Below are 17316 nucleotides of genomic sequence, written 5' to 3'. Positions count from 1 at the left end.
GCGATGCGCGAGTCACCCGTCGGCGGCGCTTGGTGCCGGGCCACCGACGGGTGGCGTCCCCTCGGGTGGGGCGTCAGCCCTGCTTCTTGCCGCCCCGGCCGGAGGGCTCCGCTTCCGCGGCTTCCGCTTCCGTCCCGGACGGCTCCGCCGTGGACGGTTCCGGCTGCTCGGCCTTCGGGTCGGGGACCTGGGTGAAGTCGACCCGGTTCATGTGCCGGCTCATGGACTTCATCAGGGCCCACACCGCCAGGGCCATCGCCGCGAAGACGATGAAGCCGAGGACGCCGGGGGTGACCTTGTCCTCGTCGACCTCCTTGGCGAAGGAGACGAGGTGCGTCATTGCCAGGCTTGCGCTTGCGCTCATGTCAGGCATTGTCGCGGATGCCCGCAAAGAGGTCGTCCTCGGGGAGGGAGGTATCGACGAGGGCCTTCGCCAGCTCGTACTCCTCCGTCGGCCAGACGTCCTTCTGGATCTCCATCGGGACCTTGAACCAGCCGCCGTCCGGGTCGATCTGCGTGGCGTGGGCGATCAGTGCCTTGTCGCGGATCTCGTAGAACTCGGCGCACGGGATGTGGGTGGTGAGCGTGCGCTGCTTCATGCCGAACTCCTCCCAGCGCTTGAGCCAGTCCCCGTAGGGGGACTCCATGCCGCGGTCGAGCATCGCCTGGTGCAGGGCCTCGGTGCGCGGGCGGTTGAAGCCCTGGTTGTAGTAGAGCTTCTGCGGCTGGTAGGCGGGGCCGTACTCCGCCTCCGGGTACTTCTCGGTGTCCGCCGCCGACTCGAACGCCACCATCGAGATCTTGTGGGTCATGATGTGGTCGGGGTGCGGGTAGCCGCCGTTCTCGTCGTAGGTGGTGATCACCTGCGGGCGGAAGGCGCGGATCTTGCGCACCAGCTCACCGGCCGCGTGGTCCACGTCCTCCAGGGCGAAACAGCCCTCCGGCAGCGGCGGCAGCGGGTCGCCCTCGGGCAGGCCCGAGTCGACGAAGCCGAGCCACTCCTGCTTGACGCCCAGGATCTCCCGGGCTTCGTCCATCTCCTTCTTGCGTACCTCGTGGATGTGCTCCTCGATGTACGCGTCGCCCTGGAGCTTGGGATTGAGGATGGAGCCGCGTTCCCCGCCCGTGCAGGTCACGACCAGCACGTCCACCCCCTCGGACACGTACTTCGCCATGGTCGCAGCGCCCTTGCTCGACTCGTCGTCGGGGTGGGCGTGAACGGCCATCAGTCGCAACTGGTCAGTCAAGACTCAATCCTCAGTAAGTCGGCGCCCTGTGTGCGTCGGCGCAATCAGCGGCTTCTATAGTGACCGAATCGGGGGGCGAATAATTCCGGGACCCGGTCCTGGAGCCCCTTCCGGGACCTTCGTCCCGGCCCGGCCTGGAGGACGATCATGAGTACGGCGAGCACGCGACTGCCCGAGGGCCGATACGGCCGTTCCTCGGACGAGCGCGCCGACCGCACGCTCAAGGTCGTGGGCGTCGTCCTCGCGGTGGCGCTGCTGGGGCTCCTCGGCTGGTTCGGCTACCACTACGTGGCCAAGAGCGAGATCAGCGCCGAGGTGATCACCTTCGAGCCGGGCAAGGAGTCCGTGCAGGTGCATCTGGAGGTCCGCAAGGACGCCGGCACCGACGGCTACTGCACCGTGCGCTCACAGGCCGAGAACGGGGCCGAGGTGGGCCGGGCCGACTTCCGCTTCGACGGGGACGCGACCCGCATCGACAAGGTCGTCACGCTCCGCACGACCTCCCCGGGGACGACGGCCGAGCTGCTGGGCTGCCACGCCGGCTGACGACAACCCGGCGTCACCTGGAATACGTAGGGCCTGACCTGCCTTGACGTGATTCTGGTGGCTTATGTCCTCCCCCTTGGGCCCCTGAATTGTTAGGCTCGTGGTTTCGCCCATCCGTGAAGGAACATTCTTCTGGGTAGGGCGATGCTTTGTATCCCAGTACCTACGAGGAGCACCTGTGACCCAGACCAGCGAGAACGTCACCTGGCTGACCCAGGAGGCGTACAACAAGCTCAAGGCTGAGCTTGAGTACCTTACTGGTCCCGCGCGGGCGGAGATCTCCGGGAAGATCGCCGCGGCGCGCGAGGAGGGCGACCTGCGTGAGAACGGCGGGTACCACGCGGCCAAGGAGGAGCAGGGCAAGCAGGAGCTCCGTGTGCGCCAGCTGACCCAGCTCCTCGAGAGCGCCAAGGTCGGTGAGGCACCCGCGGCGGACGGTGCGGTGGCACCCGGCATGGTCGTCACGATCGCGTTCGACGGTGACGAGGACGACACGCTGACGTTCTTGCTCGCCTCCCGCGAGTACGCGAGCTCCGACATCGAGACGTACTCGCCGCAGTCGCCGCTGGGCGCCGGCGTGATGGGCCACAAGGTCGGCGAGGACGCCGAGTACGAACTGCCGAACGGCAAGAAGGCCGCGGTGAAGATCCTCAAGGCCGAGCCGTACGAGGGCTGACCGGCCCTCCGAGCCCTGAGCTGCCCCCGGCGCCGCTGCGGCACCGGGGGCACTGTCATGCCGTCGCCGAGCGGTACTTGCGCACCGCCAGGGTCCGGAACACCACCAGGATCAGAATCGAGTAGATCAGCGAGGCCCACACGGGGTGCTGCATGGGCCAGGCGTCCGACGGCGACTGGCCCGGGTTGGCGAAGAGCACGCGGCAGGCCTGGACCGTGGCGCTGAAGGGGTTCCACTCGGCGATGTGGCGCAGCCAGGGGGTCATGTGGCTGGTGTCCACGAACGCGTTCGAGATGAACGTCACCGGGAAGAGCCAGATCAGACCGCTGGACGTGGCCGCCTCGGGGGTCCGGACCGACATGCCGATCAGGGCGCCGATCCAGGTGAACGCGTAGCCGAGCAGGAGCAGCAGGCCGAAGGCGGCGAGGACCTTGGCGGCATTGGTGCTGCCGTCCGACCCGACACGCCAGCCGACCAGCAGGGCGACCACGGCGAGGACCACCAGGGTCAGGGCCGTCTGCACGGAGTCGGCGAGGGTGCGCCCGGTGAGCACCGCGCCGCGCGCCATGGGCAGGGAACGGAAGCGGTCGATGAGGCCCTTGTGCATGTCGTCGGCGATGCCGGCACCGGAGCTGGCGGTGGCGAACGTGACGGTCTGCGCGAAAATGCCCGCCATCAGGAAGTTCTTGTAGTCGGCGGCGCTGGTGCTGTTGCCGATCTGCATGGAGCCGCCGAAGACGTAGGTGAACAGCACCACGAACATGATCGGCTGGATCAGGCCGTAAATGATCATCTCGGGGATCCGGGACATGCGGATCAGGTTGCGCTTGGCGACGACCATCGAGTCCCGGATCGACTGACTGACCGGGTTCGCGGCCGGCGCGACCCGCACGGTGTCGGTGACGGCGCTCACTGGGCGGCCTCCTTGTCGTTCTCCTGGTCCTTGACCTCGGCCACGTGTCCCGTGAGGGACAGGAAGACGTCGTCGAGGGTCGGCCGGCGCAGGCCGATGTCGTCGATCTCGATGCCCCGGGTGTCCAGTTCGCGGATGACCTCGGCGAGGAGCTTGGCGCCGCCGGTCACGGGAGCGGTGAGCTTGCGCATGTGCTCCTCGATCTTGGTCTCGCCCTTGCCGAAGCCGGCGAGGACCTCGGCGGCGGCCTGGATGTGCTCGCGCTCGTGCACCACGACCTCGACGCGCTCGCCGCCGGTGCGGGCCTTGAGCTGGTCGGAGGTGCCCTGGGCGATGACCTTGCCGTGGTCGACCACCGCGATGTCGTGCGCCAGGTGGTCGGCCTCCTCCAGGTACTGCGTGGTGAGCAGCAGCGTCGTGCCGCCGGAGACGAGTTGCTTGATGACCTCCCACAGCTGCTGGCGGTTGCGGGGGTCGAGGCCGGTGGTCGGCTCGTCCATGAACATCACGGGCGGCGAGACGACCAGGGCGGCCGCGAGGTCGAGGCGGCGGCGCATGCCGCCCGAGTAGGTCTTGGTGGGGCGGTCGGCCGCGTCCGCGAGGTGGAACTGCTCCAGCAGCTCGGCCGCGCGCTCCTTCGCCGCCTTCGCCCGCATCTGGTAGAGCTGACCGACCATCTGGAGGTTCTCCCGGCCGGTCAGGTACTCGTCGACGGCCGCGAACTGGCCGGACAGGCCGATGGAGCGGCGGACCGCGTCGGGCTGCTTGAGCACGTCGAGGCCCGCGACGACGGCCCGTCCGCTGTCGGGCCGTAGCAGGGTCGTCAGGCAGCGGACGGTGGTGGTCTTGCCCGCGCCGTTCGGCCCGAGCAGGCCGAGGACCGTGCCCTCGGGCACGTCGAGGTCGACACCGTCCAAGGCCTTTACGTCACCGAAGGTCTTGACCAGACCTTCGGCGTAGATGGCGCCTGGCATATGAGTCTCCACGTCTTCGGGGATGACCGGACAGACGCGTCCGGCAGGTTCTCACCGACACACCATAACGCGATGTATCGCGTCTCACAATGAGTTTTTCCACGGTGCACTCCGTGAGACGAAATGATCTTCGGCCGGCTCGGGCGCCTGGTCAGCCGATGACCGTATAGCCCGCCTCGCGCAGCGCCTGACCCACCTCGGCGCAGTGCGCCGGGCCCTTCGTCTCCAGGTGCAGTTCGACCTCCGCCTCCGTGAGCCCGAGCCGTGGGTCGGTTCGCACATGGCTCACATCCAGGACGTTAGCGTCGACCACTGACAACACGCCGAGAAGAGTGGCGAGAGCACCGGGCCGGTCCGTCAGCCGCAGCCGGACCGCCAGGTAGCGGCCCTGCGCGGCCATGCCGTGCCGCAGCACCCGCTCCATCAGCACCGGGTCGACGTTGCCGCCGGACAGCACCGCGACGACCGGGCCCTCGAAGGCGCCGGGCTCGCTCAGCAGCGCCGCGACCGGGCTCGCCCCGGCCGGTTCCACGACCAGCTTGGCCCGCTCCAGACACAGCAGCAGCGCGGCGGACAGCTCGTCCTCGCTGACCGTGCGCACCTCGTCCACCAGCTCACCGATGATCCCGAACGGCACGTCGCCGGGCCGCCCGACCTTGATGCCGTCGGCCATCGTCGCCGGGTTGCCGACCGTCACCGGCCGGCCCGCCGCCAGCGAGGGCGGGTAGGCCGCCGCGCCCGCCGCCTGGACGCCCACGATCCGCACGTCCGGCCGCACCGACTTCACCGCCACCGCGATCCCGGCGGCCAGCCCGCCCCCGCCGATCCCGACCAGGATCGTGCGTACCTCGGGGCACTGCTCCAGGATCTCCAGGCCGACCGTGCCCTGGCCCGCGATGACGTCGGGATGGTCGAAGGGGTGGATGAACACCGCGCCCGTCCCGGCCGCGTACTCCTGCGCGGCGGCCAGCGTCTCGTCGACCACCTGGCCGTGCAGCCGCACCTCCGCCCCGTAGTCCCGGGTGGCGCTGACCTTGGGCAGCGGGGCGCCGTTCGGCATGAACACCGTGGAGCGCACACCGAGCAGGGAGGACGCCAGGGCCACGCCCTGCGCGTGGTTGCCGGCGCTCGCGGCGACGACACCGGCGGCGCGCTCCTCCGGCAGCAGACCGGCGATCCGGACGTAGGCGCCGCGCAGCTTGAACGACCCCGTCCGCTGGAGGTTCTCGCACTTGAGATGCACCGGTGCACCGACCATCTGGGACAGGTGCCTGCTGCCCTCCATCGCGGTCACCCTCGCCACACCCGAGAGCATCTTCTGCGCGCCGCGCACGTCGTCGAGGGTGACGGGCCGAAAGGAGTCAGCCGTGCTGTAGCTCATGACTCCAGCATCGCAGTCCACAGGCGGGAACGACCGTTGTGACCAACCTCCGAGACCCGCTTTGCGCAGCGCCGGTACGGCCTGCCTTCGGGCCGCGTACCCTGTCCCCCAATCTGCCAGCCCTCCACGAAGTGAGCCCCCGGCCATGCCCACAACACCTGAAATGTCGATGGACATGACGACCGTCGGTGACACCGGTCTTCTCGACACGCTGCAGCACGAGGTGGCGCTGTTCGCCCGCCGTGCCGAACAGACCCGGCTCGGCGGAGTCGGGCAGGTGCGCAACTCCATGGACCGCGCCGCGTATCTGCTGCTCAACCGCCTCGACAAAGAAGGCCCGATGGGCGTCAAGGCGCTCGCCGCGAGCATGGGGATCGACTCGTCGACGGTCACCCGGCAGGTGGCTCCGCTCGTCGACACCGGCCTGGTCAAGCGCACCTCGCACCCCGAGGACGGGCGCGCGGTGGTGCTGCAGCTGTCCCCGCGCGGGCAGGCCCGCCTGGAGGAAGTGCGCTCCTCCCGGCGGCAGTTGATGGCCGAGCTGACCCACGACTGGGAGCCGGATGAGCGCGAGGCGTTCTGTGACCTCCTCACGCGCTTCAACACCGCGCTGTCCTCCCGGATGGCGGCGCAGGGCGTGCCGGGACCGGAAGCGCAGTCGACGGCCTGAACGCCTCACGGCGCGGGATCCGCGCTGCTACGGCACGACGAGCGGGGCCCCACGCGTGCGTGGCGCCGTCCGAGCCGTGCGCGGCTCTTGACCCCGGGGCTGTCCCTGGCCTGATATGAGACCGGGCCCCGTCGCGCACGGCCGGGTGCCCGCATCCTCAGGGTCGCCGTCAGGCGGGAGGCGCGGTGCTGGAGCGGCAGGCGTCCCGGGCAGCCCGTCGCGCCCGGGAGTTCGAGGCGTTCGTCGCGGGCGCGGCCGGGCGGCTGCTGCACGCCGCCACACTGCTCACCGCCGAATCCCCCGACGACAACCCCCGCGCGCGGCGCCTGCTGACGCTGTCACTGGCACACACGTACGCCAACTGGGACCGGCTGCGCGCCGACGACCCGTACGACCGCACCCGTTCGCACCTGGCCACCCGCTTCGCGCGCGGCGCGTGGCACCACTACGGCGGACTCGGCCGCTCCCGGCCGCACCCCGCCGGCCCCATGGCCCCGCTGACCCCCCAGGAACGGCTGATCCTGGTGCTCAGGCTCCACGAGGGCGTCGCCGAGGAACAGACGGCGGCCCTGCTCGGGCTGTCCCCGGAGCGCGTACGGGCGATTCTCCACCGGGCGACGTCGACCCTCCTGCACCGGCCGCGGGGCCCTGCGCCCGCGGTCACGGCCACGAAGGCGGTGCCGTCATGAACCCGGCCGGCGACCGGAGAGCGACATGAGCGGCAACGACCGCGAGGCGGCCGTACGGCGGCTCCTGGAACAGGCGCCACGGCCCGTGCCGCCCGAGATCCACACGGAGGCGGTGCGCCGCGGCGGCCGCATGCTGCGGCGCAGGACACTCGCCCGCCGCCTGATGTGGCTGCTGCTCTTCGCGGCTGCCGTGGCGTTCATGGTGTGGGCGCTGACGGCCCGCCCGTGGGTGGAGCCGCCGTCCGACACGACTCCACCCCTCACCGGCTGGTGACCCCGCGAGGGGGCCGCTCTAGCCGAGCGCCTGCTGAAGGTCCTCCAGCAGGTCCTCGGCGTTCTCGATGCCCACGGACAGACGCACCAGGTCGCCGGGGACCTCCAGGGCCGAGCCGGCCACGGAGGCGTGCGTCATGCGGCCGGGGTGCTCGATCAGTGACTCGACGCCGCCCAGGGACTCGCCGAGCGTGAAGATCCTGGCGCGGTTGCAGACCTCGACGGCCGCCTCCTCGCCGCCCTCGACGCGGAAGGAGACCATGCCGCCGAACGACTTCATCTGCTTGGCGGCGACCTCGTGACCGGGGTGCTCCGGCAGGCCCGGGTACAGCACGCTGCTCACGCGCGCGTGCCGGGTGAGCATGTCGGCGACCTTGGCCGCGTTCTCGCTGTGCCGGTCCATGCGCACGGAGAGGGTCTTGGTGCCGCGCAGCACCAGCCAGGAGTCGAAGGGCCCGGCCACCGCGCCCATCGCGTTCTGGTGGAAGGCCAGTTCCTCGCCCAGGCCGGCGTCGCCGGTGATCAGGGCGCCGCCGACGACGTCGGAGTGGCCGCCCATGTACTTGGTCAGGGAGTGCACGACGATGTCCGCGCCCAGCGCCAGCGGCTGCTGGAGGTAGGGCGTGGCGAAGGTGTTGTCGACGACGAGGCGGGCGCCCGCGTCCCGGGCGACCTGGGCGACGGCGGCGATGTCGGTGATGCCCAGGAGCGGGTTGGAGGGGGTCTCCACCCAGACGACCTTGGTCTTCGGGGTGAGGGCGGCCCGTACGGCCGCCGGGTCGCTGGTGTCGGCGACCGACCACTCCACGCCCCAGCGGGCGACGACCTTGGCGAACAGGCGGAACGTGCCGCCGTACGCGTCGTTCGGGATGACCACGTGGTCACCGGGGCTGAGCAGCGTACGCAGCAGGCAGTCCTCGGCCGCCAGCCCGGACGCGAACGCGAGACCGCGGCGGCCGCCCTCCAGGGCGGCGAGGTTCTCCTCCAGCGCGGTCCTGGTGGGATTGGCGCTGCGGCTGTACTCGTAGCCGCCGCGCAGGCCGCCGACGCCGTCCTGCTTGTAGGTCGAGACCTGGTAGATCGGCGGGACGACCGCACCCGTCAAGGGGTCGGCGGTGTTGCCCGCGTGGATCGCGAGCGTCTCGAAGTGCTGACTGATGTGCCTGTCGCTCATGAGCACCGAGGGTAGTGCGCCGACGCGAAGAGTGCCGGGGGACGGGGCGAGAGGGAGTTTTCCACAGGTTCCGGGAGCAGGTTGGCCAATTGTCGGCGCCGTCTGGTTCGCTTGTTGCATGGAGATTCTCTGGGTCCTGATCGCGCTGGTCATGCTGGGCTTCGTGCTGCTCCCCTTCCTGCGGCGCAGGCGCGGCGGTGCGATAGGGCTGGTCTCGCCCGACCACCCGGACGCCGCGGACCCGGCGAACTACGGCTTCGTCCTCGAGGAGGAGCTCGACATCCGCATGCCCGGCCCCGACCAGGACCTGCTGGACGTCCTGGACGTGGTGCAGCGCACGCGGGACCACCGCGCCGCACAGCAGCTCCTGGCGGGCACGGAGGCGGAGGGCGAGCGGCGCTGGCAGCGTGTGCAGGCCTTCGCGGGCGCTGCCTCGCTGGAGCTGTCGCAGCGGCCCGGCGGGGTGAGCGAGGCGCCGGGCGGGCAGTGGCTGCGCGTGTGGCGGGCCGAGGCGCCCAAGGACGCGGGCGGTGCGGCGGTGCACGCCGAGTTCCTGGTGCAGCAGGCGTGGCGGACGGCGACGCCCGGGACCGACGAGTTCCGGATCATCATGGAGGAGGCGAAGACGGCGTGCGGTGACGCGGCGCTGCTGGCCCCCGGTGACCCGATCCCGTACATCGTCGAACTGTCGGTGGCCCGTGGTCTCGGCTACTCCCAGAAGGACTTCGAGCAGGTCTGGCTGAAGATCCTGGACCGCGCCCCGGCCCACATGGGGGCGCACCTGGCCGCGCTGCACTACTGGTGCGAGAAGTGGCACGGCTCCCGGGCGGAGGCGTACGCGTTCGCCGAGGCCGCGGCGGCCCGGGCACCCCGGGGCTCCCTCCTCTCGGCGATGCCCCTCTTCGCGGTGTTCGAGCACCTCCCAGAGGTGACCCTCGTCGGCAGCTTCTGGCAGAGCGAGGTCGTCACGAAGGCGGTCCACGGCGCGCTGCACGCGGTGCACTCGGCCCGCCCCGACGACCCGATGCTGGCGCATGTGCGGCACCTGCTGATGTTCTTCCTGGTCCGCAGCGAGCGCTGGTCGGAGGCCATGAACCAGCTGATCCACATCGACGGTCACGTGGGCGCCCTGCCCTGGACCCTGTCCGGCGACCCGGCGGCGGAGTTCGCGGTGTACCGGGCGCTGGCGGTGGCCGGCTACGAGGCGAACGGCGGCAGCCCGGCGAGCCTGCCGCACTGAGCCCCGCCGGGGCCGGATCCCCGCCGGAATTCCGGGAGGTCGGGGCTCGTTGCAGAGGGCGTCGCCCCGATTGGAGACCGCATGTTCCCGCACCGCCGTACATCCCAGCTGCCCACCCCCGAGCAGGCACTGTCCGGCCGCCCGGAGCCGGCGTTCACGGTCCCCGACCGCCACACCGTCCTCGGCAACCCGCTGCTCGGCCCCTACCCCGAGGGCCTGGAGAGGGCCGACTTCGGCCTGGGCTGCTTCTGGGGCGCCGAGCGCACGTTCTGGCAGCTCCCGGCCGGTGTCTGGACGACCCTCGTCGGCTATCAGGGCGGCCACACCGAGAACCCCACGTACGAGGAGGTCTGCTCGGGCCTGACCGGCCACACCGAGGTCGTGCGCGTGGTCTTCGACCGGAGCAGATCTCGTACGAGCGCCTCCTGAAGACGTTCTGGGAGTCCCACGACCCCACGCAGGGCTTCCGCCAGGGCAACGACGTGGGCACGCAGTACCGCTCGGCGATCTACACCCACACCCCCGAGCAGGAGGCCACCGCCAAGTCCTCCCGCCAGGAGTACCAGAAGGTCCTCACGTCCTCCGGCTACGGCGACATCACCACGGAGATCGTGCCGACGCGGGGCCGCCCCTTCTACCCGGCGGAGGGCTACCACCAGCAGTACCTGGACAAGAACCCGGCGGGCTACTGCGGTATCGGCGGCACAGGGGTGTCCTGCCCGATCGGGGTGGCCAAGGCCGGCGGGTGACCGCCGGGATCTGAGGGACGGGGCTGCTGCTCGTGTCCGGGCAGCCAATAGGGTGCCTGCGTGACTGCGCCCCTGAGTTCTGACAGATCCCGTGCCGCGTTGCGGATATCCGCGCGGGTTTCCGCCGAGTTGCTGCTGGTGTTCGCCATGTCGGCCGTGGCCCTGTGGCTGCTGGGCCGGATGTGGTCCGTGGTGTGGCCGCTCGTGGTCGGGCTGCTGCTGACCACGCTGACCTGGCCCATGGCCCGGTTCCTGCGCCGGCGCGGGTGGCCGCCCGCGCTGGCCGCGTCGGTCGTGACCGTGCTGTTCCTGCTGGTGGCCGTCGGCGTGGTGGCGTTGATCGCCGTGCCGGTGGCGTCCCAGTCGGGAGAGCTGACCGACGGTGTCGTGGAGGGGATCCAGCGGCTGCGCGAGTGGGCCGCCGGGCCGCCGTTGAACATCGGGGACGCGCAGATCAACCAGGCGTTCGACAGCGCGGTCTCCCGCGCCCAGGAGGGCGTCGGCAGCATGGTGGGCGCTGTCGTCACCGGGGTGAGCACCGTGGTGAACGGCGTCGTCACCGCCGTTCTCGCGCTCTTCCTGATGTTCTTCTTCCTCAAGGACGGCCCGCGGTTCCTGCCGTGGCTGTCCCGTCAGCTGCCCGGCCGGCTCGCCACGGACGTGCCGACCGTGTTCGCACGCGGCTGGGCCACCCTGGGCGCCTTCGTGCGGTCCCAGGCGGCCGTCGGCCTGCTCGACGCCGTCCTGATCGGCCTGGGCCTGTGGGTGCTGGGCGTCCCGCTGGTGCTCCCGCTGGCGGTGCTGACCTTCGTCTCGGCGTTCGTGCCGATCATCGGAGCCCTGTTCGCCGGCTTCGTCGCGGTGCTCATCGCGCTCGTCTCCAACGGCCTGACGGACGCGCTGATCGTGCTGGTCATCATCGTGGTGGTGCAGCAGCTGGAGGGCAACGTCTTCCAGCCCATGATCCAGAGCCGGGGTCTCGGCCTGCACGCGGCCGTCGTGCTGCTCGCGGTGACCCTGGGCGGCAGCCTGGCCGGCATCGTGGGCAGCCTGCTCGCCGTGCCGATCGCCGCGCTGATCGCCGTGGTCTGGAACTACGTGCGCGAGCAGCTCGTCGACCCGGCGGGCGAATCGGGGACCGGCGGACAAGGAGCCGGCGGACAGGGAGCCGGCGAACCGGGGACCGACGAACCGGGCTCCGGAGCCACCGTCCCGTCATAGCGGCCCGTAGTGGCCGTAGCGCGGCCGTAGTGGCCCCGTAGGGGCGACCCGACGCGCGAACGGCCCCGCTCAGGTCGCGGGGCCTCTCCTCGCCTGCGAGTCTGCAGGCGAAGGGAGGGCCGCCCCATGATTCCTGTCGCCGCGTCACCCGTGCGTCTGGAGGCGTCCGTCGATCCTCGCCTGTCCCGGTGGATGTGGCTGGTGAAGTGGCTGCTCGCCATCCCGCACTACATCGTGCTGGTGTTCCTGTGGATCGCGTTCGCCGTCGTGACCGTGATCGCCTTCTTCGCCATCCTGTTCACCGCCCGCTACCCGCGGCCCCTCTTCGACTTCAACGTCGGCGTGCTGCGCTGGAACTGGCGGGTCAGCTACTACGCGCACACCGCGCTCGGCACCGACCGGTACCCGCCGTTCACCCTCGCCGACGTGCCCGACTACCCGGCCCGCTTCGACGTCACTTACCCCGAGCGGCTGTCACGCGGACTGGTGCTGGTGAAGTGGTGGCTGCTGGCGATCCCCCAGTACATCGCCGTCGCGATCATCGCCGGTGGCGGCTGGGGCTGGGACGGCGGGGACGGCTGGCGGGGCGGCGGGCTGATGCCCTATCTCTCCCTGGTCGCCGTGGTCATCCTGCTCTTCACCGCCCGCTACCCGCGGCACCTCTTCGACTTCCTGATCGGCCTCGCCCGCTGGACGGCACGGGTGACGGCCTACGCCGCGCTCATGACCGACCAGTACCCGCCGTTCCGGCTCGACATGGGCGGGCAGGAGCCCCCGCTCGCATCACCACCGGCGTCGCCGCCGACATCCCCACTGACCAAGGCCTGACCCCGCAAAGGGCACAATCCGCAGCGGAAGCGATTCCTCCCGCTCTACGCTCCCTCGCATGGTTCTCAGACGAGCGTTACAGCTGATCACGGTCATCGCTCTGGCCCTCGCGGGGGCGGTCCAGGGCGGGGCGGGCACGGCAAGGGCCGACGAGAACGGGACGGCGACCGGGCGGCAACTGCTGTTCTACAACCACGCCTACGGAGTGCTCGACCGGGCGACCGCGGACGCCATCGAGCACTCCTCCTATCTGAGGGACTTCGCCGACTTCCAGGTCCGTACCACGACCGGCTCCGGCGGGCAGACCTGGACCGGCCGCTATCTGATGGGCCGCGAGACGTACTTCGAGCTGTTCGGGGTGGGGGACGTGCCCGGCAAGGACGGCACCCTCGGCTCCGCCGGCCTGGGCGTGTCGACCGAGCGCGCCGGGGACCTGCCCACGGTGATCGAGCGGCTGCGCGCGTCGGGGATCACCGACCCGGTCGAGTTCCAGCAGACACGCGACTTCGGCGACGGCGTCCCCGTGCCCTGGTTCGACGCCGTCTTCACCACCGACCAGTACGACCTCTTCGGCGCCTGGGGGATGGAGTACCGGCCGGAGTACTTCGCCGACCCGCGCGGCAACACCGAGCCCGCCTCCCACCCCGGCGACGTGGGCCGGGAGCGCTACCTGCCCGACGCCTACCGCGGCCATCCGATGCGGGACGTGACCGGCATCCGGCTCGCGGTGACCGCACGCGATCTCGCCAACACGGTGCCGTTGCTGAAGGCCGGCGGGTTCGCCGTCCGGTCCCTGCCGGGCGGGGGCGTCGTCGCGAAGGGCGGCGGCACCACGATCCGGTTCGACTCCGTGCCTCTGGACCGGGTGGGCCTCAGGCAGGTCGAGATGTCGCTGAACCAGCCGGTGTCCTACCGGCACGTGGAGCGGATCGGCCACTCGGCCCTCGTGGTCGGCCCGGGGTCCCGCGCGGTGTGGACCTTCGAGGAGCAGGACCGGCCCGGTGGGGCGGGGCAGGGCTCCTAGGAGATGTCCGTAAGGTCGTGCCGTCCGCCCGGAGGCCGGCGGGACTCTGCGGAGACCTGGCCCAGCTTCTCCCCCAGGAACTCCTCCCACGTCCGCTTCCCCGCCTCCGCCCCGGCCGGTGTCAGGTTCGCCCCCGCCCGGTACGCCCGCCCCGCCTTCCCGGGGATGCGCACCGGGAGCATGGGGCGACGCCTGCCGCGCAGGCGGAGGTAGGGGCGGGCCAGGGCGGCGAGGTCGTAGAGGTTCGGCCCGGTCAGGTCCGGGACCGGGCCGGACGGGGCGCCGAGGGTCAGTTCCGCGAGGCGGGCGGCGACCTCGCGCGAGTCGACCGGTTGGAGCCGGAGGCCGCCGGGGACCGGGAACACCGGCAGCTTCGCCATCTTCTCGACCATGGCCAGCGCGAGGTCATGGAACTGGGCCGCGCGCAGGGTCGTCCACGGGATGCCCGAGTCGGCGACGGCCCGCTCCGACTCCAGCTTCGTCCGCATCCAGGCCAGCGGCACCCGGTCGGCGCCGATGACCGAGATGTAGAGCAGGTGGCGTACGCCGGCCCGGGACGCGGCGCGCACCAGGGCGCGGGTCGCCTCGTCGTCGGCCTTGGGGCCGCCCGCCAGGTGCAGCACGGTCTCCGCGCCGTCCACGGCGGCCTCGACACCCTCGCCCTTCAGCAGGTCGCCGGTGACGTACTCGACACCGTTCGCGGCGGGGCGGGCGTGCCGGGTGAGGATCCGCACGTCGTGGCCGGACGCGCGCAGCAGCGGGACGACGTGGCCGCCCAGGGTGCCCGTGCCGCCGGTGACCAGGATCGGTGAGGTCATGACTGCTCCCCAGCTCTTCGTCGGGTGATGTCGCCTTCGCCGGTATGACGCGCGGCGGCGCGACGATGTGACGAGAAGGGGTGCGGACGGTTCAGCCGCCGCTGCCGTAGGGCCTCGTGATGATCTCCAGGCGGTGGCCGTCGGGGTCGTCGAAGTAGGCCCCGCGGCCGCCGTCGTTGTGGTTGATCTCGCCGGGGCGGCTGTGGAACGGGTCCGCCCAGTACGTCAGGCCGGCCCGCTGGATGCGGCCGAAGATCTCGTCGAACTCGTCCTCCGAGACGAGGAAGGCGTAGTGCTGCGGCGTGATGGCGCCGGGGCTGTCCATGAAGTCGAGCGTCACGCCGTTGGGGATCTCGACCGGGAGGAACGGACCGTAGGGCGGACTCACGTCGAGCCCCAGGATGTCGGCGAGGAAGCGGGCCGAGGCGCGCTTGTCGTGGGCCGCGACGATGGTGTGGTTCAGCTGCACGGTCATGGTGGGCCTCCCCTGACATACCTGGTGGACCCCCCTGGTCCACTCCCCCATGTGTACCCCGCGTGCGCACTCTCGCGCATCACGAAGGCCCTGAGGCCCCGGCGCGCGCCGGGGCCTCAGGGCCGCGAAACCGTCCGGTCTCAGATGGTGGCCGTGTCGATCACGAACCGGTAGCGCACGTCGCTGGCCTGGACCCGCTCGTACGCCTCGTTGATCTGGTCACCGCGGATCAGCTCGATCTCGGCGCCGAGGCCGTGCTCGGCGCAGAAGTCCAGCATCTCCTGGGTCTCCGCGATGCCACCGATCATGGAGCCGGCGAGGGTCTTGCCGCCGCCGATCACCGAGAAGAGGTTGAGGGAGACGGGCTCCTCGGGGGCGCCGACGTTGGCCAGCGTGCCCTCGGTCTTCAGCAGCGACAGATAGGCGTTGAAGTCCAGCGGGGCCGACACGGTGGACACGATCAGGTCGAACGTGCCCGCCAGCTCCTCGAAGGTCTTCGGGTCGCTGGTGGCGTAGTAGTGGTCCGCGCCCAGTCGCAGGCCGTCCTCCTGCTTGCGCAGGGACTGCGACAGCACGGTCACCTCGGCGCCGAGCGCGTGGGCGATCTTCACGCCCATGTGGCCGAGGCCGCCCAGGCCGACGATCGCGACCTTCTTGCCGGGGCCGGCGCCGAAGCGCTTGAGCGGCGAGTAGAGGGTGATGCCGGCGCACAGCAGCGGGGCCGCGACGTCGAGGGAGAGGCCGTCGGGGATGCGGACGACGAAGTTCTCGTCGACGACGACGTTCTGCGCGTAGCCGCCGTAGGTGGGCTCGCCGTCCTTGCCGATGCCGTTGTACGTCGGGACGTTGCCCTGGACGCAGTACTGCTCACGGCCGGCCTTGCAGTTCTCGCACTCGCGGCAGGAGTCGACCATGCACCCGACGCCCACGCGGTCGCCCACGGCGAACTTGGTGACGCCCGAGCCGACCGCGGAGACGACACCGGCTATCTCGTGGCCGGGGACCATCGGGAAGATCGCCTCGCCCCAGCCCTCCTGTGCCTGGTGGATGTCGGAGTGGCAGATGCCGGAGAACTTGATGTCGATCAGGACGTCGAACTCGCGGACCTCGCGACGCTCGATGGTGGTGCGCTCCAGCGGAGCCTTGGGGGCGGGAGCGGCGTACGCAGCAGCAGTGGTCATGCCGGGGGTTCTCCTAGCGGGGTTGTGTGCCCGGCTGCTTTCTGGATCTTCTGACCGGGCACGACCACCAGGGTGCCCGATCCACGAGCGCTCACCCAGACCACGGTTTTGCGTACGCACACGGTGCGTACCACTGGCGGGGTCAGGCTTGTATGCGTACGACCGTGAATACTGGACCGCATGGACGAACAGCCCGAACCCGCACAGACGGCCGGTGGCGGCCTGGACCGGCGCGCTGATCTCAGTGAGTTCCTGCGCACACGGCGTGCCCGGCTGAAGCCGGAGGACGTGGGACTGCCCGACTTCGGGCGCCGGCGGGTTCCCGGGCTGCGCCGCGAGGAGCTCGCGCAGCTGGCCGGGGTGTCCGTGGCGTACTACACGCGGCTGGAGCAGGGCAACGGGAACAACGTCTCGGCGGAGGTGCTGGACGCGATCGCGCGCGCCCTGCGGCTGAGCGACGCCGAGCACGCGCACCTGATGCATCTGGCGAAGCCGAAGCAGCACAAGAAGAAGCCGATGGCGCGCAGCCAGCAGGTGCGGCCGGCGCTGCGGCATCTGCTGGCCTCGATCGAAAGCGTCCCCGCGTACATCGTCGGGCGCCGCTCGGACATCCTGGCCTGGAACCGGATGGCCGCGGCCCTCTTCGGTGACTGGGCCGAGCTCCCGGCGCCGGAGCGGAACTGGGCGCGGATGGTGTTCCTCAGGCCCGAGTACCGCGAGCTGTTCGTGGAGTGGGACCAGAAGGCGTCCGACATCGTCGGCTACCTGCGCATGGACGCGGGCTGTCACCCGGACGACCCGCGGCTGTCGGCCCTGGTGGGTGAGCTCTCGGTGAAGAGCGAGGACTTCCGCCGCCTCTGGGCCGCCCATGACGTCAAGGAGAAGAGCTACGGCGTCAAGCGCGTGCGTCACCCTCTGGTCGGCGAGCTGACTCTCTCCTTCGAGACGTTCCGTCTGGTCGACGACGGCGAGCAGTCCCTGATCACGTTCCACGCGGAACCGGGCACGCCGTCGGCCGAGGCGTTGCGGCTGCTGGCGAGCTGGGGGGCGGACGCGACCCGCTCGGGTACCAAGGCTTCGACACCGTCGGAGTGACAGCCACCCGCACCTCAGTCGCCCCCACCTCAGCGGCCTGCGCCTCAGCCGGCCCCACCTCAGCCGCCTGCGCGTAGGCCCCCCGGCCTCAGTCGACGATGCCGAGGTCCTCCCGCATCAGCCTCCGCATCGCGGACAGCCG

General features: G+C 70.8%; 19 protein-coding genes and 1 pseudogene. 11 read left to right on the top strand and 9 right to left on the bottom strand.

The features are described from left to right. Positions 1-73 precede the first annotated feature (73 nt). Positions 74-373 carry a hypothetical protein gene (locus CEB94_RS25660; protein ID WP_175434438.1) on the bottom strand — a complete coding sequence of 100 codons (300 nt, stop codon included), beginning with the start codon at positions 371-373 and terminating at the stop codon, positions 74-76. Continuing rightward, the gene (mca, locus tag CEB94_RS25655) at positions 366-1247 is read right to left on the bottom strand and encodes a mycothiol conjugate amidase Mca (RefSeq protein WP_175434437.1); all 882 of its coding nucleotides are present in this window, start codon (positions 1245-1247) and stop codon (positions 366-368) included. Before mca ends, CEB94_RS25660 begins: the two co-directional genes overlap by 8 nt. A 147-nt stretch (positions 1248-1394) precedes the next feature. Here mca and CEB94_RS25650 point away from each other — a divergent pair, with 147 nt between their 5' ends. Together CEB94_RS25650 and greA are read left to right on the top strand one after the other, a co-directional pair. Next, entirely contained in the window at positions 1395-1793 is a 399-nt protein-coding gene (locus tag CEB94_RS25650) for a DUF4307 domain-containing protein (protein ID WP_175434436.1), read from the top strand. Positions 1794-1971: 178 nt separating this feature from the next. Next, positions 1972-2469: a transcription elongation factor GreA gene (gene greA, locus CEB94_RS25645; protein ID WP_175434435.1), complete on the top strand. Its 498-nt coding sequence runs from the start codon at positions 1972-1974 to the stop codon at positions 2467-2469. A 55-nt stretch (positions 2470-2524) separates the two neighbouring features. Here the strand turns inward: greA and CEB94_RS25640 are convergent, their stop codons facing one another. From CEB94_RS25640 to ilvA, 3 genes are all read right to left on the bottom strand, one after another. Continuing rightward, positions 2525-3382: an ABC transporter permease gene (locus CEB94_RS25640; protein ID WP_031132720.1), complete on the bottom strand. Its 858-nt coding sequence runs from the start codon at positions 3380-3382 to the stop codon at positions 2525-2527. Beyond that, entirely contained in the window at positions 3379-4356 is a 978-nt protein-coding gene (locus CEB94_RS25635; RefSeq protein ID WP_175434434.1) for an ATP-binding cassette domain-containing protein, read from the bottom strand. Before CEB94_RS25635 ends, CEB94_RS25640 begins: the two co-directional genes overlap by 4 nt. Before the next feature lie 151 nt (positions 4357-4507). Next, positions 4508-5737 carry a threonine ammonia-lyase gene (gene ilvA / locus CEB94_RS25630; protein WP_175434433.1) on the bottom strand — a complete coding sequence of 410 codons (1230 nt, stop codon included), beginning with the start codon at positions 5735-5737 and terminating at the stop codon, positions 4508-4510. Between the two features lie 163 nt (positions 5738-5900). Here ilvA and CEB94_RS25625 point away from each other — a divergent pair, with 163 nt between their 5' ends. The 3 genes from CEB94_RS25625 (at position 5901) to CEB94_RS25615 (ending at position 7370) form a co-directional block, all read left to right on the top strand. Beyond that, positions 5901-6407 (top strand): MarR family winged helix-turn-helix transcriptional regulator, encoded by a 507-nt coding sequence (locus CEB94_RS25625; RefSeq protein ID WP_031132727.1) that lies wholly within the window; start codon positions 5901-5903, stop codon positions 6405-6407. A 185-nt stretch (positions 6408-6592) separates the two neighbouring features. Further along, on the top strand, positions 6593-7096 hold the full coding sequence (locus tag CEB94_RS25620) for a sigma factor-like helix-turn-helix DNA-binding protein (RefSeq protein ID WP_175434432.1): 504 nt from the start codon (positions 6593-6595) through the stop codon (positions 7094-7096). 25 nt (positions 7097-7121) lie between these two features. Beyond that, positions 7122-7370, top strand: a complete 249-nt coding sequence (locus CEB94_RS25615; RefSeq protein WP_175434431.1) for a hypothetical protein — start codon at positions 7122-7124, stop codon at positions 7368-7370. Between the two features lie 18 nt (positions 7371-7388). Here CEB94_RS25615 and CEB94_RS25610 read toward each other — a convergent pair whose 3' ends face one another. Then, complete coding sequence (locus tag CEB94_RS25610; RefSeq protein WP_175434430.1) at positions 7389-8543, bottom strand: cystathionine gamma-synthase; 1155 nt, start codon at positions 8541-8543, stop codon at positions 7389-7391. A 118-nt stretch (positions 8544-8661) separates the two neighbouring features. Between CEB94_RS25610 and CEB94_RS25605 the strand changes: the two genes are divergently transcribed. From CEB94_RS25605 to CEB94_RS25585, 5 genes and pseudogenes are all read left to right on the top strand, one after another. Further along, positions 8662-9783 carry a hypothetical protein gene (locus CEB94_RS25605; protein ID WP_175434429.1) on the top strand — a complete coding sequence of 374 codons (1122 nt, stop codon included), beginning with the start codon at positions 8662-8664 and terminating at the stop codon, positions 9781-9783. An 81-nt stretch (positions 9784-9864) separates the two neighbouring features. Further along, positions 9865-10532, top strand: a pseudogene (gene msrA / locus CEB94_RS25600) (peptide-methionine (S)-S-oxide reductase MsrA). Positions 10533-10592: 60 nt separating this feature from the next. Then, a complete protein-coding gene (locus CEB94_RS25595; RefSeq protein ID WP_175434428.1) occupies positions 10593-11753 on the top strand; it encodes an AI-2E family transporter in 1161 nt (386 codons plus the stop codon). A 126-nt stretch (positions 11754-11879) separates the two neighbouring features. Next, a complete protein-coding gene (locus tag CEB94_RS25590) occupies positions 11880-12581 on the top strand; it encodes a DUF4389 domain-containing protein (protein WP_175434427.1) in 702 nt (233 codons plus the stop codon). Between the two features lie 82 nt (positions 12582-12663). Continuing rightward, positions 12664-13605: a DUF5829 family protein gene (locus CEB94_RS25585; protein ID WP_175437151.1), complete on the top strand. Its 942-nt coding sequence runs from the start codon at positions 12664-12666 to the stop codon at positions 13603-13605. On the opposite strand, the gene CEB94_RS25580 is transcribed toward CEB94_RS25585, so the two are convergent. From CEB94_RS25580 to CEB94_RS25570, 3 genes are all read right to left on the bottom strand, one after another. Then, positions 13602-14423 (bottom strand): SDR family oxidoreductase, encoded by an 822-nt coding sequence (locus CEB94_RS25580; protein ID WP_175434426.1) that lies wholly within the window; start codon positions 14421-14423, stop codon positions 13602-13604. The genes CEB94_RS25585 and CEB94_RS25580 overlap by 4 nt on opposite strands. Positions 14424-14514: 91 nt before the next feature. Further along, complete coding sequence (locus CEB94_RS25575) at positions 14515-14898, bottom strand: VOC family protein (RefSeq protein WP_175434425.1); 384 nt, start codon at positions 14896-14898, stop codon at positions 14515-14517. Between the two features lie 140 nt (positions 14899-15038). After that, positions 15039-16079: an NAD(P)-dependent alcohol dehydrogenase gene (locus CEB94_RS25570; protein WP_175434424.1), complete on the bottom strand. Its 1041-nt coding sequence runs from the start codon at positions 16077-16079 to the stop codon at positions 15039-15041. Between the two features lie 180 nt (positions 16080-16259). Here CEB94_RS25570 and CEB94_RS25565 point away from each other — a divergent pair, with 180 nt between their 5' ends. Next, positions 16260-17174, top strand: coding sequence for a helix-turn-helix transcriptional regulator (locus CEB94_RS25565; RefSeq protein WP_175434423.1), 915 nt, complete (start codon positions 16260-16262; stop codon positions 17172-17174). Positions 17175-17316: the final 142 nt, after the last annotated feature.

Source organism: Streptomyces hawaiiensis (assembly GCF_004803895.1).
Taxonomy (GTDB): domain Bacteria; phylum Actinomycetota; class Actinomycetes; order Streptomycetales; family Streptomycetaceae; genus Streptomyces; species Streptomyces hawaiiensis.
Note: the sequence above shows the minus strand (reverse complement) of the source record. Positions and strands in the feature narration are given on the sequence as shown.